At 69.0% G+C, this 22932-nt stretch carries 20 protein-coding genes; 17 read left to right on the forward strand and 3 right to left on the reverse strand.

Annotated elements, in window-relative coordinates:
* Window positions 1-194 precede the first annotated feature (194 nt).
* The 13 genes from JIM95_RS00005 (at window position 195) to JIM95_RS00065 (ending at window position 14051) form a co-directional block, all read left to right on the forward strand.
* Window positions 195-1367, forward strand: a complete 1173-nt coding sequence (locus JIM95_RS00005; RefSeq protein WP_200257336.1) for a hypothetical protein — start codon at window positions 195-197, stop codon at window positions 1365-1367.
* A gap of 73 nt (window positions 1368-1440) precedes the next feature.
* Window positions 1441-2424 (forward strand): HAD-IIA family hydrolase, encoded by a 984-nt coding sequence (locus JIM95_RS00010; protein ID WP_200257349.1) that lies wholly within the window; start codon window positions 1441-1443, stop codon window positions 2422-2424.
* Window positions 2425-2468: 44 nt separating this feature from the next.
* Complete coding sequence (locus JIM95_RS00015; protein ID WP_200257351.1) at window positions 2469-2618, forward strand: hypothetical protein; 150 nt, start codon at window positions 2469-2471, stop codon at window positions 2616-2618.
* Window positions 2619-2687: 69 nt separating this feature from the next.
* Window positions 2688-3524: a TlyA family RNA methyltransferase gene (locus JIM95_RS00020; RefSeq protein ID WP_200257353.1), complete on the forward strand. Its 837-nt coding sequence runs from the start codon at window positions 2688-2690 to the stop codon at window positions 3522-3524.
* A complete protein-coding gene (locus JIM95_RS00025; protein ID WP_200257361.1) occupies window positions 3521-4456 on the forward strand; it encodes an NAD kinase in 936 nt (311 codons plus the stop codon). The genes JIM95_RS00020 and JIM95_RS00025 overlap by 4 nt, the downstream gene beginning before the upstream one ends.
* 62 nt (window positions 4457-4518) lie before the next feature.
* Window positions 4519-6249: a DNA repair protein RecN gene (gene recN / locus JIM95_RS00030; protein ID WP_200257363.1), complete on the forward strand. Its 1731-nt coding sequence runs from the start codon at window positions 4519-4521 to the stop codon at window positions 6247-6249.
* A gap of 84 nt (window positions 6250-6333) precedes the next feature.
* Window positions 6334-7518, forward strand: a complete 1185-nt coding sequence (steA, locus tag JIM95_RS00035; protein ID WP_200257365.1) for a putative cytokinetic ring protein SteA — start codon at window positions 6334-6336, stop codon at window positions 7516-7518.
* A 51-nt stretch (window positions 7519-7569) separates the two neighbouring features.
* A complete protein-coding gene (locus tag JIM95_RS00040; protein ID WP_200257368.1) occupies window positions 7570-8622 on the forward strand; it encodes a copper transporter in 1053 nt (350 codons plus the stop codon).
* A 226-nt stretch (window positions 8623-8848) separates the two neighbouring features.
* Window positions 8849-10510: a CTP synthase gene (locus JIM95_RS00045; RefSeq protein WP_200257371.1), complete on the forward strand. Its 1662-nt coding sequence runs from the start codon at window positions 8849-8851 to the stop codon at window positions 10508-10510.
* 12 nt (window positions 10511-10522) lie between these two features.
* Window positions 10523-11185 (forward strand): NUDIX hydrolase, encoded by a 663-nt coding sequence (locus tag JIM95_RS00050; RefSeq protein WP_323373207.1) that lies wholly within the window; start codon window positions 10523-10525, stop codon window positions 11183-11185.
* On the forward strand, window positions 11182-12120 hold the full coding sequence (locus tag JIM95_RS00055; protein ID WP_200257373.1) for a site-specific tyrosine recombinase XerD: 939 nt from the start codon (window positions 11182-11184) through the stop codon (window positions 12118-12120). The genes JIM95_RS00050 and JIM95_RS00055 overlap by 4 nt, the downstream gene beginning before the upstream one ends.
* A 222-nt stretch (window positions 12121-12342) precedes the next feature.
* The gene (locus JIM95_RS00060; protein WP_200257757.1) at window positions 12343-13215 is read left to right on the forward strand and encodes a ParA family protein; all 873 of its coding nucleotides are present in this window, start codon (window positions 12343-12345) and stop codon (window positions 13213-13215) included.
* Between the two features lie 2 nt (window positions 13216-13217).
* Entirely contained in the window at window positions 13218-14051 is an 834-nt protein-coding gene (locus tag JIM95_RS00065) for a segregation and condensation protein A (RefSeq protein WP_248112972.1), read from the forward strand.
* A 16-nt stretch (window positions 14052-14067) separates the two neighbouring features.
* Here JIM95_RS00065 and JIM95_RS00070 read toward each other — a convergent pair whose 3' ends face one another.
* Complete coding sequence (locus JIM95_RS00070) at window positions 14068-15216, reverse strand: ATP-binding protein (protein ID WP_200257376.1); 1149 nt, start codon at window positions 15214-15216, stop codon at window positions 14068-14070.
* Window positions 15217-15441: 225 nt separating this feature from the next.
* Between JIM95_RS00070 and JIM95_RS00075 the strand changes: the two genes are divergently transcribed.
* A complete protein-coding gene (locus JIM95_RS00075; protein WP_200257379.1) occupies window positions 15442-16269 on the forward strand; it encodes a sulfurtransferase in 828 nt (275 codons plus the stop codon).
* Window positions 16270-16299: 30 nt separating this feature from the next.
* Window positions 16300-16863, forward strand: coding sequence for an SMC-Scp complex subunit ScpB (gene scpB / locus JIM95_RS00080; protein WP_248112971.1), 564 nt, complete (start codon window positions 16300-16302; stop codon window positions 16861-16863).
* Here scpB and JIM95_RS00085 read toward each other — a convergent pair.
* Both JIM95_RS00085 and JIM95_RS00090 read right to left on the reverse strand, forming a co-directional pair.
* Window positions 16857-17327 (reverse strand): hypothetical protein, encoded by a 471-nt coding sequence (locus JIM95_RS00085; protein WP_200257382.1) that lies wholly within the window; start codon window positions 17325-17327, stop codon window positions 16857-16859. The genes scpB and JIM95_RS00085 overlap by 7 nt on opposite strands.
* Window positions 17328-17436: 109 nt before the next feature.
* Window positions 17437-18927: a peptide MFS transporter gene (locus JIM95_RS00090; protein WP_200257384.1), complete on the reverse strand. Its 1491-nt coding sequence runs from the start codon at window positions 18925-18927 to the stop codon at window positions 17437-17439.
* A gap of 214 nt (window positions 18928-19141) precedes the next feature.
* Between JIM95_RS00090 and JIM95_RS00095 the strand changes: the two genes are divergently transcribed.
* Both JIM95_RS00095 and JIM95_RS00100 read left to right on the forward strand, forming a co-directional pair.
* Entirely contained in the window at window positions 19142-20857 is a 1716-nt protein-coding gene (locus tag JIM95_RS00095; protein ID WP_200257386.1) for an ABC transporter transmembrane domain-containing protein, read from the forward strand.
* 101 nt (window positions 20858-20958) lie between these two features.
* Window positions 20959-22692, forward strand: coding sequence for an ABC transporter ATP-binding protein (locus tag JIM95_RS00100; protein ID WP_200257389.1), 1734 nt, complete (start codon window positions 20959-20961; stop codon window positions 22690-22692).
* Window positions 22693-22932 lie beyond the last annotated feature (240 nt).

Below are 22932 nucleotides of genomic sequence, written 5' to 3' on the forward strand. Positions count from 1 at the left end.
CGAAGCGTGGACCATGATCCGACCATGATGCCCCCAGGGGGTCACGGTCACGATCATGGTCCACGCTTTTTCGTGTTTCCACTGCCCTGCAAATGTGGCGCGGTAGCATGAATCTCTCCGGCTATCCGTGTTCCCACGGGTGGTCACCGTCCGTACACCGTTTCAAACCCGATGATCCCGGAAGGGCATGTGTCATGGCTGAACACAATTCCAACGACAACCGTCACTCTGGCCGGGGTCGGGGCGACAACCGTCCGTCCTCCGGCCGGTCGCAGAGTCCCCGTGGATCCCGCGGGGGGCGCTCCGACTCAGGCGACCGGCCGAAGGCCACCTACGACCGCAGGACCGGAGAGTTCACCACCGACGAAGATCGCCGGAAGCGCGAGGGATACCGCGGCCGTCCGTCCTCCGACGAAGGCGGGCGCCGGGGCACCGGTCGGCGTAACGAAGGGGCCGGTGGCCGCGGTTACGGGAGTCGGGACATCGGCGATCGGCGTGCGGGCGGCTACGACCGGGACAATCGTCCCGGCAGCGGCGGAGAACGACGTTCCGCGGGGAACCGCGACGACGACCAGCGTCGCGGCGGTCGAAACAACAACGGTGGCCGGGGTCACGCACAGCGGGCGGGGGCCGGCCGGCGCGACGACGGTTTCCGCGCGGGACCGCAGCGGTCCGGCTTCCGTGAGGAACGGATCAAGGCCCGGATGTCCGAGCCCGATCTCCCCGATGACATCACCGCACAGGACCTGGACCCGTCGGTCCGTCAGGACCTCCGATCTCTGTCGAAGGACAACGCCGAGGCCGTCGGTCGACACATGGTCATGTCCGCCACCCTGATGGCGGATGACCCGGAGCTCGCCCTGCGCCACGCCCGGGCCGCGAAGGACCGGGCGGGCCGGGTCGCGGTGGTCCGGGAGACGTGCGGCATCGCCGCCTATCACGCGGGCGAATGGAAGGAAGCGTTGGCGGAACTCCGTGCCGCGCGGCGGATGAGTGGTGGGCCGGGCCTCCTCGCGGTGATGGCGGACTGTGAACGGGGCCTCGGTCGCCCGGAACGTGCCATCGAGATGTCCAGGAACGAGGACGTCGAAGCCCTCGACCCGGAGTCGAGGACCGAATTCGCCATCGTCATCGCCGGGGCACGCAAGGACATGGGCGACGCCGATGCCGCTGTGATCGAGCTGCAGCGCGAGGACCTCAACCCCGCCCGCACCGGCGCCTCGGCAGCCAGGCTGTTCTACGCCTACGCGGACGCACTGGCCGCCGCGGGGCGCACCGAGGAGGCCCGGGACTGGTTCACCAACGCCAAGAAGGCCGACACCGACGAACTGCTCGACACCGACGAGCGGCTCGCCGAACTCGGCTGACGCCGGTCCCGACGCGCACCGTTGACCGGGGCACCGGATTCGGTCCGGTACCCCCTCGGTAGACTGATGGACCATGACTGTGGCCTCAGACTACGACGCACTTCTGTTGGACCTCGACGGAACCATATACCAGGGCGGGGCCGCTGTACCCGGCGCCGTGCCGGCCGTCAGCGGATCCGGGCTGCCCGCCATCTACGTGACCAACAACGCCTCACGCGCTCCCCGTGATGTGGCTGAGCAACTCAATTCCCTCGGCCTGGACACCCGCCCGGAGGACGTCATGACCTCCGCCCTGGCGGCTATCCAGCTCGCCGCCGACCGGATACCCGCGGGGTCGACCGTCCTCGTACTCGGAACCGACTCGTTCCGGGCGCTCGCCGCCGACGCCGGGTTCACCGTCACGGACACCGCGGACGACGATCCGGTGGCCGTCCTGCACGGCCACAACCCTGACACCGGGTGGAGGCAGCTCTCCGAGGCCGCACTCGCCATCCGGAAGGGGGCCCTGTATCTGGCGAGCAACCTGGACACCACGCTCCCGAAGGAGCGCGGACTCCACGTCGGCAACGGTTCGATGGTCGCGGCCGTGGTCTCGGCGACCGGTGTCTCCCCGGTCTCCGCGGGAAAGCCTGGACCGGCGATGTTCCATTCCGCGGCCCGGGCACTCGGTTGCAGCGCGCCGCTCGCGATCGGCGACCGACTGGACACCGACATCGCGGGCGGGGTCGCCGCCGGAATGGACACCCTCTGCGTCCTCACCGGGGTCAGTGGCCACCACGACGTACTCGGAGCACCCGTGCCCCACCGGCCGACACTCATCTCGGACACCCTCGACGTCTTCGACGAAGACACCGATACCCTGCGCCCGGGTGCACAGGGCGGCTTCACAGCGACCCTCGACGCCGGCGTACTCCGAATCAGCGGCGGTTCCCCCGATTCCACCGCCGTGCAGGCACTCCGGACCGCAGCCGCCGTCGCGTGGTCCACGGAAGCCACGGTCGACGAGGTCACCGGCGACAGCGTCGACGCGCGGCGCGTGCTCGAGCAGTGGTGGTGATGATGCCCGGACACCCGAAACCGGGACCTAGGGCCGGCGCACCGGTGCCCGGTGATCCCGGGACATCGCGGACCACCCCGGAACAACTCCGGGCCAGTCTGGACGCTGTTCTGGGCGAGGCGACGGCAACGCTCGCCGAGGAAGCCGGACAACTCGCCAGAGCACACCAGATCCTGCATGATGCGCTGCAGTAGTTCCGGTGGGGCCTGTCCCGCGACCCCGTCACCCGCCACGCACGCCACCGAACACCGAGGAGTCTCCTGATGGTCGCCCGCCGGCGTCTCGACGCCGAACTCGTCCGCCGCAAGATCGCGCGGTCCCGTGAGCACGCGGTGGAGATGATCCGCGGCAAAAGGGTGGAGGTGGGGGGAATTCTCGCGGTCAAACCGGCCACCGTGGTCAACCCCGATGTCTCGATCCGGGTCTCTGAAGCCGAGGAGGACACGTACGCCTCCAGGGGTGCGCACAAGCTGCTCGGGGCCCTCGACGCGTTCGGCGGGGACGGACTCAGCCTGTCCGGTCGACGCGTCCTCGACGCGGGTGCGTCGACCGGTGGCTTCACGGACGTCTGTCTCCGCCGGGGAGCCTCGGAGGTCGTCGCCGTCGACGTCGGTTACGGCCAGCTGATCTGGCGTCTCCAGAACGATCCCCGGGTGCGTGTCCTCGACCGGACCAACATCCGCGGAATCACCCCGGAGACGCTCGGCGGGCGGTGCGACGCCATGGTCGGGGACCTGTCGTTCATCTCCCTGCGACTGGTCCTCCCTGCGATCCGGGACTGCATGGTCCCCGGCGCCGATCTGCTGCCCATGGTGAAACCGCAGTTCGAGGTGGGCAAGGAACGGCTCGGGTCCGGTGGCGTCGTGCGCAGTCCCGAACTCAGGACGGAGGTCACCTGCGATATCGCCCGTTTCGCCCGGGACCTCGGGATGACGGTCCGGGGTGTCGTCGCCTCTCCGCTTCCCGGACCATCCGGCAACGTAGAGTACTTCCTGTGGCTCGTCAACGGTCCCGCCACCGACGGGGACGGGACCCGGTCCGACGGGGACGACGACATCCGGAAGATGGTGGAACGAGCAGTGGAGGAAGGGCCGAAATGACCGACCGCGAGGTACTACTTGTTCCGCACGTGGGGCGCCGGGCCAATCTGGAGGCAACCGCTGACGCGGCGGAGCTGCTCGATGCCGCCGGCCTCCGGGTGCGGGTACTGACGCCCAGTGACCCGACGGTGCTGGTCGAGCATCCCGTGCTCGGCCGTTTCCCCCGCTACGCGCACTGTGCGGAGGCCGCGGACGGGGTCGAGCTCGTCCTGGTTCTGGGCGGCGACGGCACATTCCTGCGCGCCGCGGACATCGCGCACATGAATGACCTGCCTGTCCTGGGGATCAACCTCGGGCACGTCGGATTTCTCGCCGAATGGGAGTCGGACTCACTGGAACTGGCGATCACGCGGGTCATCGAGCAGGACTACCGGATCGAGGACCGGATGACCCTCGACGTCACCGTCCTGGGGCCGGATCAGGAGCCGGTCGGTACCGCGTGGGCGCTGAACGAGGTCAGTGTGGAGAACCTCAACCGCTCCGGGGTCCTCGACGCGACCCTCGAGGTGGACGGCCGTCCGGTCACAACCTTCGGGTGCGACGGCATGCTCATCTCGACCCCGACCGGGTCCACGGCCTACGCGTTCTCCGCCGGTGGGCCGGTGCTCTGGCCGGAGCTCGACGCCATCCTCGTCGTCCCGAACAACGCTCACGCGCTGTTCGCCAAGCCTCTTGTGGTCAGCCCCTCCTCGATCGTCGCGGTGGAGTCGAACTCGGACACCTCCGCGGCGGTCGCGATCATGGACGGCTTCCGGGAGCTGTCCATGCCGCCCGGATCACGGATAGAGGTGGAGCGCGGTCAGCGGCCCGTGCGTTGGGTCCGGCTGGACGAGTCGACGTTCACGGACCGACTCGTGACCAAGTTCCGTCTTCCGGTGGAGGGATGGCGGGGGCCCGGTCCGGTGAAGCACCACCGCCCCGCCGGTTGCTGAGCGCTCCATAACCGGGCGCCGTTCTAGCACGCCTGTTCTAAACGGTGCTGTATCGTGGTGGCATGCTTGCAGAGATCACGATCGAGAACCTCGGTGTCATTCCCGTAGCCACCACCGAACTCGACGCCGGGCTCACGGTGCTGACCGGGGAGACCGGTGCAGGTAAAACCATGGTGGTCTCCGGACTCCGGCTGTTGTGCGGGGGCCGGGCCGATGCCTCGAGGGTCCGGAACGGCGCCGCACAAGCGGTGGTCGAGGGCAGGTTCCTCGTCGATCAGCTGCCCGCGGAGACTGCGCGTGCGGTCACCGAGCTCGTGGACGCCGCCGGCGGCACCGCCGACGAGAACGGCGAATTCATAGCGTCGCGCACCGTCAACGCGACCGGACGCAGTCGGGCTCATCTCGGTGGTCGCTCGGTTCCCGCCGCCACCCTCGCGGACTTCACCGCGGACCTGCTCACGATCCACGGGCAGAACGACCAGCTGCGGTTGTTGTCGCCGGAACGCCAGTTGGCAGCCCTCGACAGATTCGATCCGCGGATCGCGCCGCTGCTCTCGGACTATCGGCGGGCGTGGCGGTCCTGGCGGGACAAGTCCAGGAACCTCAAGGAACGGACGACGCGGCGGCGCGAGCTCGCGCAGGAGGTCGACCGCCTCCAGTTCGCGATCGGGGAGATCGATGACGTGGATCCCGGGCCCGGCGAGGACACCGATCTCAAGGATCAGATCCGTCGGCTCCAGGACGTCGACGGACTGCGGGAACAGGCGACCGCGGCCGTCGTCGCGGTCGACGGACCCGAGGCGCTGGGTGGTTTCGACGGGGCGGTCGACACCTCGGGAGCCTCCGACCTCCTCGGTGCGGCCCAGTCGGCGCTGGCGGGGTCGGATGATCCCGTTCTCGCCGCGGTCGCGGCGCGACTGGGCGAGATGACCTCGCAGCTGGGGGAGATCTCCGCGGAACTCGGCGGATTCCTGTCCGGTCTTCCCGCCGACCCCGACGCCCTCGAACAGATGCTGCAGCGCCAACAGCAGCTCAAACAGCTGACCAGGAAATACGCCGCCGACATCGACGGGGTTCTCGCGTGGCGGGACAAAGCACGCCGCAAGCTCGCCGCCATCGACGTCTCCAGCGACGCCGTCGAGAAGCTCCGGGCCGAGACGACGGAGGCGGAGAAGACGATGCGTTCCACCGCGGCGAAACTGACCGCGGTCCGGGCCGCCGCCGCGGAGAGGTTGGGTGCCCAGGTGACCGGGGAACTGCACGGACTCGCGATGGCCAAATCCCGCTTCGAGGTCGCTCTCCGGCAGGTGGCCCCGGGAGCGGACGGCGCGGACGACATCGAGTTCCTCCTCGCCGCGACGCCCGACACCGAGGCCCGGGCCCTGGCCACGACCGCATCCGGCGGTGAGCTGTCCCGCGTCATGCTCGCGCTCGAGGTCATCCTCGCGGCCGGGACCAGCGGTGCGACGCTCGTGTTCGACGAGGTCGATGCCGGAGTCGGAGGTCGGGCTGCGGTCGAGATCGGACGTCGGCTCGCGAGATTGGCCGTGGACAACCAGGTCATCGTGGTCACCCACCTGCCGCAGGTCGCGGCGTTCGCGGACACCCACCTCCACGTCGCGAAGCAGGTCGGGGACTCCTCCGTGACCTCCGGGGTCGAGGTACTGGACGAGGACCGGCGGGTCGAGGAGATCTCCCGCATGCTCGCCGGTCTCGACGACACCGCGACGGGCCGGGCACACGCACGGGAACTTCTCGACACCGCCGCGAAGGTCCGCGCAGAGTTCCGTTGACGGAGAGAGGGACGGACGGACATCCTCAACCGCTGTTCCGCGAGTCTCCACCACGTGGGGCCCGCCCGGTTGCACAATAGCGGCATGAGTCTGTTCTCCCGCACCGTAGATCTCCCCGGCCTGCGTGGCACTCTCCGCGAGTGCACCCGCCGAGGGAAGGGCCTGAAGCGTCTTTCCGAGGGCGACATCGCCGTGATCGATGCCCCGGACATCAACCGTGCGTTCGCCCAGCGGCTGATCGACGCCCGGCCCGCCGCCGTCGTCAACGTCGCCGGGTTCACCACGGGTGCGGTGCCGAACTTCGGTCCCCAGATGATGCTCGACGCCGGTATCACCCTCGTGGACAGCGTCGGTGCGGAAGTGTGGCGCCACCTCAGGGACGGCCGCAAGGGCGTGCTCACCGAAGACGGCGAGCTCTACCAGGGATCGACGCTGATCTGCGCGGGACGGATCCTCGACTCCCGTTCCGCGGAGGTCGCATTCACCGAGGCACAGGGTTCGCTCGTGGACCACATGGAGGCGTTCTTCGGGAACACGATCCAGTTCATCCACTCGGAGGCTCCGCTGCTGATCGACGGCCTCGGAGTCCCCGAGACCGGGGTCGTGATCGCCAACCGGAAGGTCCTGGTCCTCTCACCCGGTCCCGACCATCGGGAGCAGCTGAAACGGCTGCACAACTTCATCCGCGAGTACGATCCGGTCCTCATCGGTGTCGATTCCGGTGCGGACGCCCTCGTCGACGCCAAGTACACCCCGGACCTCGTCGTCGGAGATCCGTCCGGCATCGGTTCGGAGGCGCTCCGCAGCGGCGCCCGCGTCGTGCTTCCCGCGGACCCCGACGGGCACGCCGTCGGACTGGAGCGTATCCAGGACCTCGGCATCGGTGCGATGACGTTCCCCGCCGCCAGCAAGTCGGCCACGGACCTCGCGCTCCTCCTGGCCGACTACCACGGCGCTTCCCTCATCGTGAATGCCGGTGCGCCCCTGGATCTCCACACGATCTTCGTCGACGGACCCGAGGCGACGCCCTCGGCGCTGCTCACGAGGGCGAAGCTCGGGGCCCGGTTGATCGACGGTGACACGGTGGCGGAGCTCTACAACGTCGGCGGTCCGGTCAACCTCGCGTGGCTCTGGACCCTGCTCGGCTTCCTCGTCGCGGTCGCCGTGATCATTGTCATCGCGGGCACCTCCGGGGACGGTGGTTTCGCCGAAAACCTCATCGACACCTGGAACAATCTCGCGCTGACCGTCCAGGGTTGGTTCCGCTAGCGGCGTCTTCGCCACCAACCTCTCACCACACCTGATCAGGAGTTCTCACCCATGGCCCACACATCACGGCGTCGATTCGGACCGCTGGCGGGCATCTTCTTCGGCATCGCGGGCGGCGTAGCCCTGGGTGCCTGTGTCCTGGCCCCGATCCTCCCGGAGAGGGAGTCCGGAGCCGAGACGATCACGCCCGCGCAGCTCAGTGAGGCGCGTCTCGACGCCGAGATCGGAGCGGCTCAGGCGGATACCGCGGACGCGGTCGTCGCGAGCGTCGCGGAGGAGACCGTGGCCGGCACTCTCACCGACCAGTCGGTCCTGCTCATCACGACCCCCGGCGCAGATCAGGAGGACATCGACAACATCGCCTGGCTCCTGGGGAAAGCGGATGCGGTCGACGCGGGCACCATCACGTTGACGGACAAATTCCTGGATCAGGAGGGCGCCGACGGGTTGAAGACGATCGTCACCTCGACGCTTCCGGCCGGGGCGCAGCTCTCGCTCGACCGGCTCGACCCAGGCACCCACTCCGGTGAGGCCCTCGGGTCCGCCCTGTTCAAGGATCCGGCGACCGGCGATCCGCAGGCGGACGCGGGGGAACGGGACCTACTGCTGAACGCCCTCTCCGAGGCCGGCTTCATCACGTTCGAGCACGGGACCATCCGACCCGCCGACATCATCGTGATCATCACCGGTGACGACGACGGCTCCGGTGACCGGTTCGCGGCCAAGAATCTCGCCACCTTCGCGACGGCGCTGGACACGCGGGGCCGTGGTGTGGTTCTCGCCGGCCGGGTGCACGCCGCCGCGGACACCGGCGCCATTGGTTTCCTCAGAGCGAATCCGGACGCGAACCGGCACGTCTCCACCGTCGACTCCATCGATCGCGCCTACGGGCGCATGGCGACGGTTCTCGCGGCACGCTACGAGCGCGAGGGTGATTCCGGTTCCTACGGTTCGGCGGCCTCCGCGGAAGCCGCCGCACCCGCCAGGCCCACCGGTCCGGTCCGGGATCCGGAGCCCGTGACGGACGAGGCACCGGCACCGGAGGCCCCGGTCGAGGAACAACCCGTTGAGGAGCAGGCTGCGCCCGCTCCCGAGGCCGGATAGCGGCCTCGGGCGGGGACGGGGGCTGTGTTAGACTGGAGACCCGTGGGTTACGTTGCCGTTAACCTTCAGCACCACCTGCGGTTTCCTCGTTTTCCGGGCCCGCTCCACGTCCGTGGGGCAGGCGGATCAACCGGTTGATGCCGATGCTTCGGGTGGGGCAGTCCGTACACCTCGATCCCGCCCGGCAGTGCGCCCGGGATCGACCTAGAACCCCGGGAGCCCCCTTTTGTCGCATACGCGTGGCATTGATACCAAGTACATCTTCGTCACCGGCGGTGTCGCGTCTTCGCTGGGTAAGGGCCTGACGGCCTCCAGCCTCGGGCAGCTGCTCACCGCACGTGGCCTGAAGGTGACCATGCAGAAGCTGGATCCGTACCTCAACGTCGATCCGGGCACCATGAACCCCTTCGAACACGGTGAGGTCTTCGTCACCGACGACGGTGCAGAGACCGACCTCGATCTCGGCCACTACGAGCGTTTCCTCGATCGCAACCTCGGTTCGAACGCGAACGTCACCACCGGACAGGTGTACTCCACGGTCATCGCCCGCGAGCGGCGCGGTGAGTTCCTCGGCCACACGGTCCAGGTCATTCCCCACATCACCGACGAGATCAAGCGCCGTGTCCTCGAGATGGGGGAGCCCGACGCCGACGGCGTCCGCCCCGACATCGTCATCACCGAGATCGGTGGAACCGTCGGCGACATCGAGTCGCAGCCCTTCCTCGAGGCCGCCCGACAGGCCCGCCACGACGTCGGCAGGGAGAACATCTTCTTCATCCACGTCTCTCTCGTCCCCTACCTCGCACCCTCCGGCGAGCTGAAGACCAAACCGACCCAGCACTCCGTCGCCGCGCTCCGCTCCATCGGTATCGTCCCCGACGCGCTGGTGCTCCGCTGCGACCGCGAGGTCCCCGACGCGCTGAAGTCGAAGATCGCGCTGATGTGCGACGTGGACGAGGAGGGAGTCATCTCCTGCGCGGACGCGCCCTCCATCTACAACATCCCGAAGGTCCTGCACCGGGAGCATCTCGACTCCTTCCTCATCCGTCGCCTGGGACTGCCCTTCCGCGACGTCGACTGGACGGTGTGGGGCGGTCTGCTGGAGCGGGTCCACAACCCCTCCGGCGAAGTCACCATCGCGCTGGTCGGCAAGTACATCGACCTCCCCGACGCGTATCTCTCCGTCACCGAGGCGATCCGGGCCGGCGGATTCGGGAACAACGTCCGGACCGTGATCCGTTGGGTGCCGAGCGACGACTGCGAGACGACCGAGGGCGCCGCGAAGGCACTCGACGGTGTCGACGGCGTCGTGGTGCCCGGGGGCTTCGGGATCCGCGGCATCGAGGGCAAGATCGGTGCCGTGCGGTACTGCCGCGAGAACGGCATACCGCTCCTCGGGCTGTGCCTCGGACTGCAGTGCACCGTCATCGAGGCGGCCCGGGCCGCCGGGATCGAGGACGCATCCTCCGCGGAATTCGATCCGGAGACCCCCGCCCCCGTCATCGCGACCATGGCGGATCAGCACGACGCGGTCTCCGGCAAGGCCGATCTGGGTGGAACCATGCGTCTCGGGGCCTACCCGGCCGTCCTCGATGAGGGGTCGGTCGTCGCGGAGACCTACGGAACGACCGAGGTGTCCGAACGCCACCGCCACCGTTACGAAGTGAACAACGCCTACCGGGACCGGATCGCCGAAGGCTCGGGGCTCGTGTTCTCCGGCACGTCGCCCGACGGCAGGCTCGTCGAGTTCGTCGAGTACCCGCGCGACGTGCACCCGTTCCTCGTGGCGACGCAGGCGCACCCGGAGTACAAGTCCCGCCCGACCCGTCCGCACCCGCTGTTCGCCGCACTCGTGGCAGCGGCGGTGGACCGCCGCTCCAACCGATAGGAGATCACGCCCGTGACCGCACCCGGTTCGCATGAGTTCACCGTCACCGAGTCGGAGCTGCTCCTCGACGCCCCGATCCTCGCGGTCCGCCGGGACCGGGTGACCATGCCGGGAGGGAGCGTCGCCGCGCGGGAGATCGTCGAGCACTTCGGTGCGGTCGCCGTTCTCGCCTTCGACGGGGAGCGGATCGCACTGGTCCACCAGTACCGGCACTGTGTCCGGGACCGGCTCTGGGAGCTCCCGGCGGGTCTCCTCGATCTCGCTGGTGAAGACCCGCTGGACTGCGCCGTCCGGGAGTTGGCCGAGGAGGCCGGTCTCCGCGCCGGTCGGTGGGATCTGCTGACCGACGTTGTCAGCTCCCCGGGATTCTGTGAGGAAGCGGTGCGGGTCTACCTCGCCCGCGACCTCTCCGGGGTCGAGCGTCCGGAGGCGGCCGACGACGAGGAATCGGACATGGTCCTCACCTGGTTCGATCCCGGAGAGGTCCTCCGGATGGTGGTGTCGGGGGAGATCGTCAACTCGATCGCCGTCGCCGGCATCATGGTGGGGCTCGACGTCCTCGCGGGGCGCAGCACGCCCAGGAGTGTCGACGAACCGTTCCGCCTCCGGCCGACGTCTCTTGCCCGACGCCGCGGTGCGGGCCATGCACCGGGTGAGGATCTCAAGGGGTTGTGACGGATCCCCGGGAACTCGCACGGACCTGGCTCGACCACCTCGTTGTGGAGCGGGGGGTGTCGTCCAACACCGAGTCGAACTACCGCCGCGATCTGCGGCGCTACCTCGACTGGCTCGATGCGGCGGGACTGGAGGACCTGCGGGCGGTCCGTGAAACGGACATCGAGCGCTATCTCGTCCACCTGCGCACGGGTGACCCGGACACCGGCCGCAGGGCACTGGCCGCCTCCTCCGCGGCTCGGGCCCTGGTGGTGGCGCGCGGACTCCACAGGTTCGGGGTATCCGAGGGGAAGCTCGAACTGGACGTATCCGGTCAGGTCCAGCCCCCGTCCGTCGGTGAACGACTTCCCGAGACCCTCACCGTCGATCAGGTGGCTGCACTCCTGGATGCCGTGCCCACCGGCGAACAAGCCACGCCCGCGGATCTCCGCGACAGGGCGCTTCTGGAACTGCTCTACGGTACGGGGGCCCGGATCTCCGAGATCACGTCGCTGCCGGTCGACTCTGCACCCCGGCCGACCACGGACGGTTCCGTGACGATGCTCGTGCTCACCGGCAAGGGCGACATCCAGAGAATGGTGCCGGTGGGAACCCCGGCGATCCGCGCGGTCGAGGACTGGCTCGTCCGCGGCAGGCCCGCGATGTCCCGGGGACGGACCCACGCGCTTCTGCTCAACCGCCGTGGTGGTCCGCTCAGCAGGCAGAGCGCCTGGCGCATCATCCGGGACACCGCCGAGCGTGCCGGGATCGACGCCAGGATCTCGCCGCACACGCTCCGCCACTCCTACGCCACCCACCTGCTGCAGGGTGGGGCGAACATCCGTGTCGTCCAGGAGCTGCTCGGGCACGCCTCTGTGACGACCACACAGATCTACACCCACGTCACACCGGAGAACCTCCGTCAGGTGTGGGCCGGAGCCCACCCGCGGGCATGAGTTCCTGGTCAAGTGCTCAAGCTTGTTCCTGGTGGTGAATCCGCTGTTCGGTGGTGTCGGCGGGGCGTTCGCCGCTGACCATGTAATCTGGAACCACACCGGTGTAAGGGGCTGGCCTCCGAGCCGCGCCACCGCGGTCCGTCACCGGAGTCACGGGTGTTTCACGCGGCCCCGTGTGTGAGAGCGTGTGTAGGTGCGAATGACAAGGAAGAGGGATTGACTGTGAGTGATTCGGCGTTGTTCGATTCACCGGGACCCGAGGTAGGTCTGACCGGGCGCCCCCTCCGCGAGCCCGCAGAACCCGCGCCGTTGGACAGGCACGGACCCGCGACGATCCTCTCGATGTGCAACCAGAAGGGCGGCGTGGGCAAGACCACGTCCACCATCAACCTCGGCGCCTGCCTCGCCGCGGAGGGGCGGAAGGTCCTCCTGGTCGACCTGGACCCGCAGGGCGCCCTGTCAGCCGGTCTCGGCATCCCGCACGACGAACTCGATCTGACCGTCTACAACCTGATGGTCGACAGCTCCACCTCCGTGCTCAACGCCATCCACCGCACCAACGTCCCCGGCCTGGATCTCGTCCCCGCCAACATCGACCTCTCGGCCGCGGAGATCCAGCTGGTCAACGAGGTCGGTCGCGAGCAGACCCTCGCCCGCGCGCTACGGCCCGTCATGAGGGACTACGACTACATCATCATCGACTGTCAGCCCTCCCTCGGGCTGTTGACCGTCAACGCACTGGCCTGTTCCCACGGGGTCATCATCCCGATGGAGTGCGCCTACTTCTCCCTCCGGGGGCTCGCGCTGCTCACCGACACCGTCGAGAAGGTCCGTGACCGGCTCAACTTCGACCTCGAGATCATCGGGATCCTGGTCACCATGTTCGATCGGCGTACGAGCCACGCCCGCGAGGTCATGTCCCGGGTCGTCGAGGTGTTCGGTGACCAGGTGTTCGACACGGTGATAACCCGGACGGTGCGTTTCCCGGAGACATCCGTCGCCGGTGAACCGATCATCACCTGGGCACCCAACTCGCAGGGGGCGGACCAGTACCGGAACCTCGCCCGCGAGGTCATCGAGCGGACCGTCGACTGACCGTGAGCCGAGGGATCCACGCCTCCTCCGCGACGCTCGGGGAGCAGCCGGAGATCACCGGATTCCGGGTGGCGCTCGCGAACTTCACCGGCCCCTTCGATCTGCTGCTGCAGCTCATCGGCCAGAAGAAGCTCGATGTCACGGAGGTGAGTCTCTCGCGGGTGACCGACGAGTTCATCGCCTACACCCGGGCACTCGGAGAGACCGCCGAGCTGGATGAGATCACCGAGTTCCTCGTCGTGGCCGCGACCCTCCTGGATCTGAAGACCGCGCGGCTGCTGCCCCGGGGTGAGGTGGACAGCGAGGAGGATCTCGCCCTCCTCGAGTCCCGTGACCTCCTGTTCGCGCGTCTGCTCCAGTACCGGGCCTACAAACAGGTCGCGGAACTCTTCGCGACCTGGCAGCGGGGCGCCCCCAGGCGCTATCCCCGTGCGGTCAGTCTCGAGGAGAGGTTCGCCGAACTGCTCCCACCGGTGACTCTCGGACACACCCCGGCGAGTTTCGCCGAGCTGGCGGCGGGTGTGTTCCGTCCCAGGGTTCCGGAGCTCGTCGGTACCGATCACATCCACAAGGTCGCCGTCTCCGTTCCGGAGCAGGCCGGAAGGATACTGGACACCCTACGGCTCGCCGGAGCCGAGACGTGGCTCACGTTCGCTGCGCTGACCCGCGACTGCACCGTCTCCATGGAGGTGGTCGGCCGGTTTCTGGCGCTCCTGGAGCTGTACAAGGCGCAGGCCATCGGTGTGGAACAGGAGGACGCCCTGGGGGAGCTGAGGATCGCGTGGACCGGACGCGAGGTCGATCCCCGTGTGGTCGCGGCCGGCAACTGGGAGTGAGTGGCCCGGCGGAGGTTCACCAGAAGCCGGTGTACGCCGCCTCGGTGGCGTCCGGGTCGAGTCGCAGGTAGTCGCGCATCCCCGGCATCGGCAGATCGACGAGTCCGTAGGCGGGCGCTGAGATGATGTGCTTGGCCAGCAGCCGCCGCCTGTACTGGCCGACGTAGGCGGGGGAGCGGTCCATCCGCGCGGCGATGTCGCTCGTGTGGCTGGGGCCGTCATCCACGGCCATCGCACGGACGAACTCGAGTTCCTTCGCCGACAACAGTCGGAGCGCGGGGCGGTGCACCATGCGCCCGACCTCACCCAGGGCCCTCTGCCGGGCCGTCGCCACCGCATCGTGGGCGATGGTGCCCTCCCCGTCCACCGCGAAGGAGTGGTAGCCGATCAGCTGGATCATGTAGGGGTAGCCGCGGGTGGCGTCGACCGCGGCATCGAGGGCGTCGTCGTCGAAGCGCCGCCCCGCCGCGGTCACCGGTACCTCGAGCGCCGCGCGGGCCTCAGCCCTCGTCACGGCACCGAGGATCGAGTGGTGCGCCCGCCGCAGGAACGTGATGGCCTCGGCGTTCAGCAGTGCGTCGACGTTCTCGGGCAGCCCCGCCATCACGACGGCGACGGGACGTGCCTCCCGGAACAGGTGCTGGATCACCGTGGCCAACTCGCGGAGCTCCCCGGCGGAGCCCGGCCAGACCTCATCCACGGTTATCAGGACGCCGGTACGGTGGGGCGCGAGAATCCCGGTGAGGTCCGTGAGCTGCGACCGGAGCGACGGTGTCCCCGGGTGCCGGTCGCGGACGGTGAAGGTGGCTCCGCCGATTCCTCCCGGGGCGGTCACGCCGTCGAGATGCCTGGTCACCGACCGGGGATCGTGGTTCCGGAGTAGCGTCGGGAGATGATCGGTGACGAGCCTGTCGATCAGCCCCTCCAGCGCGGTCTCGGCCATGGTCAGCCAGCCGAGGGCCTGCGCCCGGTCCTCGATCGCGTTGAGGAGGGCGGTCTTGCCCACGCCGCGCTGACCGGACAGCAGGAGTGCGCGTGTCGGTGACCCGGGCCCCTCGTCCAGTCCACGGGTGAAGGAGTCCAGGATGCCGTCCCGTCCGACGAGCAGTTCCGGGGAACTGCCGAAGGTCGGGGTGAAGGGGTTTCTCACGGTCGGGTCTTTCACGTTCGCTCCTCGGGCGGGCGGTGCCGCCACTCCAACTTGTTAAATCTGTTAAAAATGCTCCGTGATCACCGATGATAGGTCAGGTTTCCCGGTCCGGTCCGGGGCGGTCCCGGTCCGCCGAACGGGATGTCTGTCCGGGGGATTCCGGTTGTGTCACCCTTTGCTTCACTCCTGTACCCCTTTTCGGGTGTTTTTACCGGTGAAACGGTCCCGTATCCTCAGTCCATGTCCTCAGTCACAGTTTCCGGTCCCGTTGTCTCCGTCGACTGGTTGTCCGACCGGCTCACCAGCCGGGACGCGGACCTCGTCGTCCTGTGTGCGTCCATGGGGAATCCCGCGAAGAGCTCGGTGGGGGTGCCGGGTGCCCTGCTCGCCGATCTGGAGGACGACTTCTCCGACGCCGATTCCCCGCTTCCGCACACCGTTCCCGCGGATGTCCGCGGGGTGTTCGAGGCCCGGGGTATCTCGGACGGTACGGCGGTCGTGGTGTATGACCGTTTCGGCATCATGTGCGCCCCGCGGGTGTGGTGGCTCGCGAAGGTCGCGGGTCTGGACAACGTCGCCGTCCTCGACGGGGGCCTCCCGGCGTGGACCGCGGCCGGACACGAGGTCGAGCCCCTCGCGTCACCGACGACCCGCGGAACGATATCGGCGCCCGGTCGTCCGGACCTCCTGGTCGGCATACCCGGAGTGTCCCGGGCGCTGGCGCGGAGTGCGTGGGAGGTCGTCGACGCCCGAAGTGCGGGACGCTTCGCCGGCGTCGAGGCGGAACCCCGGCCGGGACTCAGGCCCGGCCACATCCCCGGCAGCGTGAATATCCCCTTCACCAGGGTCCTCGATGACGGTCACCTGCGGTCTCCCGGGGAACTCGCGGAGATCTTCCGTCAGGTCGTGGGCGACGCCCGGCGTCTGACCTTCAGCTGCGGCTCCGGGGTCACGGCGTGCGTCGATGCACTCGCCGCCGAGTACGCCGGCTACACCGATCTCACCGTCTACGACGGATCGTGGTCCGAATGGGGCAGTCCGCAAGCCTGTCAGCCGGTGGGGCCCTGACACCCGACCGGGACCGGTAGAGTGTCCCGGGTGAGTGAAACACGATTCCCGGCACCGGTGACCGCGCTGCGGTCCCAGATCGAGTCGATCCTCCTCGTCGTCGACACACCCGTCGACGTGGACACCCTGTCCCGTGTGCTCGGGGCGGAAGGTGAGCTCGTGGCGGGGATCCTCGAGGAGATCCGGACCGAATTCGAGACCCGGGGAAGTGGTTTCGACCTCCGCCGCAGCGCCGAAGGCTGGCGGCTCTACACCCGGCCGGAGAACGCCGGGGTGGTCGAGAAACTGGTCCTAGACGGCAGCCAGTCACGCCTGAGCCGCGCCGCCCTGGAGACGCTCGCCGTCGTCGCCTACCGTCAGCCGGTGACCCGCGCGCAGGTGTCCGCCGTCCGTGGCGTCAACGTCGACGGTGTGATGCGGACGCTGCAGCTGCGCGGACTGATCCGCGAGGTCGGGAACGACGAGACCACGGGGGCCCACCGCTACGTCACCACGGAACTCCTGCTGGAGCTGCTCGGCATCGACAGTCTCGACCGGTTGCCCGACCTGGCGCCGCTGCTCCCCGACGTCGACTCCATCGACGAGGACTACTGACCGCCGGGATCCGGTCCATCCGGGTCGAGGGAGACGAGTGTGAAGGTCCCCCCGTGATCCTCGAAGGTGGCTGAGGTACCCCCGGGATAGAGCTCCAGGTCGACCGGCCGGGAGCAGAGATCGACCTTCGAGCGGGCGAACTTCTTGATGATCGTGTGCCCGGACGGTTTCACGATGCCGAGCGCGTTGGAGTCCTCGAGCAGGCCGCTCTCCGGGATGTCCTTGTGCGGGCCGTCGCCGAGCACCTCATCAACGGCGGCGCGGGGCTGGTGGGGACAGATCACCGTCATCCCCGTGGCCCCGGAATCGTAGAGGGTCGCCGGCGCGACGGATTCGGGATGCGTCTCCAGCGCCTTCAGCAGGGGATCCCGGCCGAAGTCGCACGCCGCGGCACTGAAGCCGACCGCGACGAGGACGACCGCCGGGAACACCGAGGTGGCGCGGCCGATCGGACGACGTGACACGGGCCCTCCTTCGTGGGGAAGCCGACCGGTCTCCGGTGGACGGACGGCTGTCGGATCCATTATCCCCCTTCGCCACCGGATTCGGAGGAACGGGAGTCTCCGCGGTGCGTCACCGCGTCGGGTCATCCGCGTGCGTCAGCCGGTTGATCCGTCGACCGAGGGCGAGCACCACGGCGCCGATCACGATGACGGCCAGTCCGCAGGCGGTGAAGTAAATCCGTTCCGCGGCCGCGTCATCGGGGTTGTAGAGCCTCGAGATGACACCCGCCGCGGCGGTTCCCGCAGCCATGGTCAGGAAGTACAGTGCGGAGAACCGCGTCCCGTAACTCGCGGGGGCCAAGGCGGTCGTGGTTGACATCCCGACCGGACCGACGAGCAGTTCCCCGCAGGTGATCACGAGGACGGCCGCGGCGAGCGCGAGGAACGGTGTGCTGCCCGGTCCGCCGCCCGCGAAGGGGAGGAGCACGAGCAGCCCGCACCCGGAGATGATGACCCCCACGGCCATCTTCGTCGCGGAGCCGACCCGGTCGCCCAGCCGGGCCCACAGCAGTGCCGCCGGTCCGGACAGGATGAGGATGTACGCCGGGTTGAGTGACTGGGTCCACGAGGCCGGAACCTCGTGCACGGATCCGAACAGCTCCATGGTCCGGTTCAGCCGGATGTCCGAGTACACGGCGAACACACCGTAGGTCTGGTTGAGGACGGACCAGAACGCGGTCGAGGCGAGAAACACGGGGATGAAGGCCGTGACCTTGCGCCGTTCGACCTCCTCGAGCGAATCATCACGGAGCATGCGGGCGAACAGTACGACCGCCGCTCCGAGAGTCAGGGCGAGGAACACGTTTGCCGCGGATCCGGCGTTCAGCCAGCCGGTACCGACCGCGACGACGGTGATGACGACGGATCCGGCAGCAACCGCGAGGAGACGGGGACGGGAGGACGCGGGCAGGGGGTCGGAGGGGCCGGCCGCGATACCGGGGGGGCGGGTGAGCAGGTAGTTGGCGAGCCCGACGAGCATCAGGACGGCGGCGGCGCCGAACCCGTAGTGGAAACCGCGGGAGGTCTGCAGCCAACCGGTGAGCAGCGGACCCAGGAGCGCGCCGATGTTGATCCCCAGGTAGAAGATCTGGAAACTGGCGTCGCGCCGGCCCTCGTCACCGGCGAACGCGATGCCGAGGACGGTGATCGCGGAGGCCTTCAACGCACCGGAGCCGACGGCGACGGCGAGGAGACCGGCGGTGACGCCCGGTGCGCCGGGCACCAGGGCGAGGATCAGATGTCCCGCGACGAGGATGAGGGCACCGCCGAGGAGGGTCTTCTCCGCTCCGGTCAGCCGGTCCGCGACCCAGCCACCGCCCAGGGTGCAGAGGTAGACCAGAGAGCCGTACGCCCCCATCAGGGCGGTGGCGTCCGCGCGGTCGATCCCGAGGCCTCCGTCGGTGGCCGAGTGGTAGAGGTAGTACAGCATGATCGCCTGCATGCCGTAGAAGGAGAACCGCTCCCACATCTCCACCCCGGCCACGGAGATCAGTATCCGCCCCCGACCGGGGAGCGAGGCCGACGCCGAAGGCGCCGTTGAACGCTGTTCAAAAGTCGTCATGAGAAGGATTATCAGTTGATCCGCTCGGTCCGGGCAAACGAAACCGCTGCGATCGGGTACCCCCGCAGTTCGTGTACGCATGAGCGGGATCTGACCCTGACCGGCCGGCACGCAGGTCCCGCGCGGGGGCTGGCCGTGGACCCCGATGTGACGGGAAGGTGAGCCGCGCCTTACTCTGGGGCAGTTGAGACCACGTTCCCGCTGAGGAGGACGCATGACAGCGACAGGCGGCATTCCGCGCGGGATCACCGACAGAACCCGCGCGGAGGCACCGGATGCCCCACGGGTCGATGCCGGGACGACCCCCAGGCAGCTTCTGTGGCGCTCGATGACGGCGCATCCGCGTCTCATGGTTCCGGCGCTGCTGCTGTCCGCCACACACCAGATCGGGGAGATGGGCGTACCGGTCATCGTCGGCCTGGCCATCGACCACGGCATCGCCGCAGGGGACGGCCGGACCTTCATCCTGCTGCTCGTTCTGCTGGCCCTCGACTTCCTCGTGCTGTCCACCGCCTACAGGTTCGCGTCGCGGCTCGGCTGGATCTCCATGAACTACGTCGAACACGGGCTCCGCATGCGCCTCACGGACCGGATGCTGGACCCGCGCGGACTCGGAGGCGACCGCAGACTCCCCGGCGAGCTGCTCGCCATCGCCGCGACCGATGTACGCCAGGTCGCCATGAGCACGCAGGCCCTGCTCTATCCGGTGGGGCAGATGGTCGGACTCATCTTCGGTGCCGTGATCCTGCTGCGCATCCACTGGCCACTCGGAGTGGCGACGATTCTCGGGGCGCTCATTGTGTTGTTCGTCGCCGAAAAGGTCGGGGGACCCCTGGCGACACGGTTCCGGGCGCAGCAACAGGCCGCCGCGGAGGCCGCCGGAACAGCCGCGGACATGATGCAGGGGGTCCGGGTGATCAAGGGACTCGGCGCCGACAGGGCCGCCGGGGCACGCTACCGCGGGCTGTCGCGGCGGGCGCTGTCCGCGACACTGCGGTCCGTCGACTCGAACGCGATCCTCACCGGGTCGATGAGGATAACCGGGGGGCTGCTCATCGCCGCGATCGCCGTGGCCGGTGCGCTGCTCGCGGTCACCGGGCGGATCACCCTCGGCCAGATGATCACCGTCATCGGCCTCGCCCAGCTTGTCACGGAGCCGCTGAACTTCGTCGGTGACTTCGGGGCGGTGCTCTGGGCAACCGGAAAGGGCAGCGCCGCCCGCGTTCTCGGGATACTCCAGGCTCCCAGGGTGTTCCCGGACACCGACTCCGGTCCGGAGTCACGCCCGGGCAGGGCGACGGACCTCGAACTTTCCGTGCAGGGTGACACACTGGCGATCGCGCCCGGCGCGCTGACCGTCCTCGATCTGCCCGCCCCCGAGGTGGCCCGGACCACCGACCTGCTCGCGATGACGGTGCCCGCGGAACCCGGGCGCATCCGGGTCGGGGGAACCGACCTCGCGGACCTGGACGTCGATGCCGTGCGCTCCCGGGTGCTCGTCGCGCCACACCGGGCGCAGGTGTTCGACGGAACCGTCGGGCGCAACATCGCCGAGGGAATCGGCCGAGGTGCCGCTGCCGCGGCGCCGGTGGTGTCCGTCGACTCGGCCGCACTCGCCGCCGGGCTGGATGACATCATCTCCTCTCCGGAGGGACTCGACACCGTGACCGGTGACTGCGGCGACAGGCTCTCCGGAGGCCAGTGCCAGCGTGTGGCACTGGCGCGGGCGCTGGCGGCCGACGCAGGCATCCTCGTCCTGGACAATCCGACGTCCGCGGTCGACTCGGTCACCGAGGCCAGGATCGTCGAGCGCACCCGCATCCTCCGCTCCGGGCGCACGACGGTCGTGTTCACGGGTTCCCCGGCATGGCGGGCCGCGGCCGATGAGGTCGTCGGACAGGTGCCGGCAGGGAAGGGAGTGGCACCGTGATGCGGTCGGGCGCAGTGTCCCCGGGGGTCCGAGGGCGGAGGCCGGACGTCTCCGGGGCGGGCGGTGCGCTGCACGTCGCCACCGGGGCTCAGGTCCGCCGCGTGCTCGACACAGAGCTCCGACCGCATCTCCATCGGTTCTGTGCGTCGCTCGTCCTGCTCATCGCTGGATCCGCACTGGGACTCGTGACACCCCGACTCATGGGCGGGTTGGTCGATCTGGTGCGCGACGGCCACCCGCTGCTGGGCCGGACGGGGACGACGGCCGTCTGGTACGCGGCGGGTGCCATGGCGACGTCGGTCGGGGTGATGGCGGTGTTGACGGGGTTCGGCTACGTGCTCATGGCCGGGACCGTGGAACGCGTCATCGCCTCCCTGCGGGAGCGGGTCATCGCCGGTGGAATCGGAATGCCCGCCGAACGCATCGAGGAGGTCGGGGTCGGAGATCTCGTTTCCCGGACGACCGATGACGTCGCGGAGATGACCCGGGCCGTCAACCAGTCCCTGGCGTCGCTCGCGATCGGTGGCTTCGCCGTTGCCGTCACCGTCGTCGGAATGGCCCTCCTGGACCTCCGGTTCCTCGGTGTGGCGGTACTTCTGCTACCCATCTACGCGCTGTTCGTCCACCGGTACCGGACGCACGCCCCGGACGCGTACCTGTGCCAGCGCATGGAGATGGCGCAACGGGCCTCCGGCATCCTCGCCAGCCTCCGGGGACTGCGTACGGTGCGCGCATTCAACCTGCAGCCGTCCCGCCGGTCCGAGATCGGCGACCACTCCTGGCGTGCGGTCGAACTGGGTGTGTGGATCCGGATCCTGATCAACCGGTTGTTCGGCGGGGTCAACCTGGCCGAGTACATCGGCATGTCCGGTGTCCTGGTGATCGGCTGGTTCCTGGTCGACCGCGGCGAAGTCACCGTCGGCGTGGTCACCACGGCGGCGCTCTACTTCCTCAGGCTGTTCCAACCCATCGGGATGCTCGTCGTACTCATCGATCCCCTGGCTTCCGCCGCCGCGTCACTGCGGCGGGTGGTCGGAGTGATCGTCGAACCGGACAGTCGCCCCGTGGAGGTGGCTGACGCCCCCGGGATCCCGCCCGGCACCGCCCCGGGGCTGCGTCTGGAGCACCTCACCTTCAGCTACCCGGGTGGCCGGACGGTACTCGACGACATCACCTCCGAGGTCGCACCCGGCTCCGTCACCGCACTCGTCGGGGCCTCCGGGGCCGGGAAATCGACGCTCGGTGCCCTGATCGCGGGGTGTCGACCGGTGTCCTCGGGACGGGTGCTCATCGGCGCGACTGATGCGTCGACCCTCACTCCCGGCCAGCGTGCCCGGGCGGTGTGCCTGGTCACGCAGGGGGCACACGTCTTCGCCGGGACCCTGAGGGAGGATCTGCTGCTGGCCCGCCCGGACGCGGATGACACGGCGCTGGTCGACGCCCTCCGGCGGGTCGGTGCCGACGACTGGGTGGCCGCTCTACCCGACGGGTTGGACACCGTCGTCGGGGAACGGGGGCAGGTGCTCGGGCCGGTTGAGGCGCAGCAGGTGGCGCTGGCCCGGGTTCTTCTCGTCGATCCCCCGGTGGTGATTCTCGACGAGGCGACCGCGGAGGCCGGAGCCGGGGGATCGACCGCGCTGGAAGAGGCTGCGTGGAGTGTGGTCCGGGGGCGGACCGCGGTGATCATCGCGCACCGCCTCGACCAGGCGGTGCGTGCCGACGAGGTCTGGCTCATGGAGTCCGGGCGGATCGTGGAGCGCGGGACACACCGGGAACTGGTGGAGCAGGGCGGAGCTTACGCGGATCTCTGGGCAGCGTGGGCCCGGGGGCGGTGACGCTGAGCGCCACCGCCCCCGGGGAGAGTTCCCGGTGTGCACCGGATCGCGCGGTCGCATGAGCATCCGGGTCCGGCGCGATCGGGGGAGGAAGTGATCGTCGTCGGAGACCGCAGGCGGTGCAACCACGGCAATTCCCGTTTTCCGGGGCCCGGGGCCTGTGCAGCTCCCGGGGGTGCCTGGCGGCAGGCGACACCGGACCGGTGGTCCCGCCGGCACCGTTCTCCCGGGCCTGAGGTC

The organism is Corynebacterium antarcticum (genome assembly GCF_016595285.2).
GTDB lineage: Bacteria > Actinomycetota > Actinomycetes > Mycobacteriales > Mycobacteriaceae > Corynebacterium > Corynebacterium antarcticum.

Coding starts and splice junctions, on each gene's coding strand:
- JIM95_RS00005 (WP_200257336.1), top strand. CDS start 195: ATGGCTGAACACAATTCCAACGACAACCGTCACTCTGGCCGGGGTCGG.
- JIM95_RS00010 (WP_200257349.1), top strand. CDS start 1,441: ATGACTGTGGCCTCAGACTACGACGCACTTCTGTTGGACCTCGACGGA.
- JIM95_RS00020 (WP_200257353.1), top strand. CDS start 2,688: ATGGTCGCCCGCCGGCGTCTCGACGCCGAACTCGTCCGCCGCAAGATC.
- JIM95_RS00025 (WP_200257361.1), top strand. CDS start 3,521: ATGACCGACCGCGAGGTACTACTTGTTCCGCACGTGGGGCGCCGGGCC.
- recN (WP_200257363.1), top strand. CDS start 4,519: ATGCTTGCAGAGATCACGATCGAGAACCTCGGTGTCATTCCCGTAGCC.
- steA (WP_200257365.1), top strand. CDS start 6,334: ATGAGTCTGTTCTCCCGCACCGTAGATCTCCCCGGCCTGCGTGGCACT.
- JIM95_RS00040 (WP_200257368.1), top strand. CDS start 7,570: ATGGCCCACACATCACGGCGTCGATTCGGACCGCTGGCGGGCATCTTC.
- JIM95_RS00075 (WP_200257379.1), top strand. CDS start 15,442: ATGTCCTCAGTCACAGTTTCCGGTCCCGTTGTCTCCGTCGACTGGTTG.
- JIM95_RS00090 (WP_200257384.1), bottom strand. CDS start 18,927: ATGACGACTTTTGAACAGCGTTCAACGGCGCCTTCGGCGTCGGCCTCG.
- JIM95_RS00095 (WP_200257386.1), top strand. CDS start 19,142: ATGACAGCGACAGGCGGCATTCCGCGCGGGATCACCGACAGAACCCGC.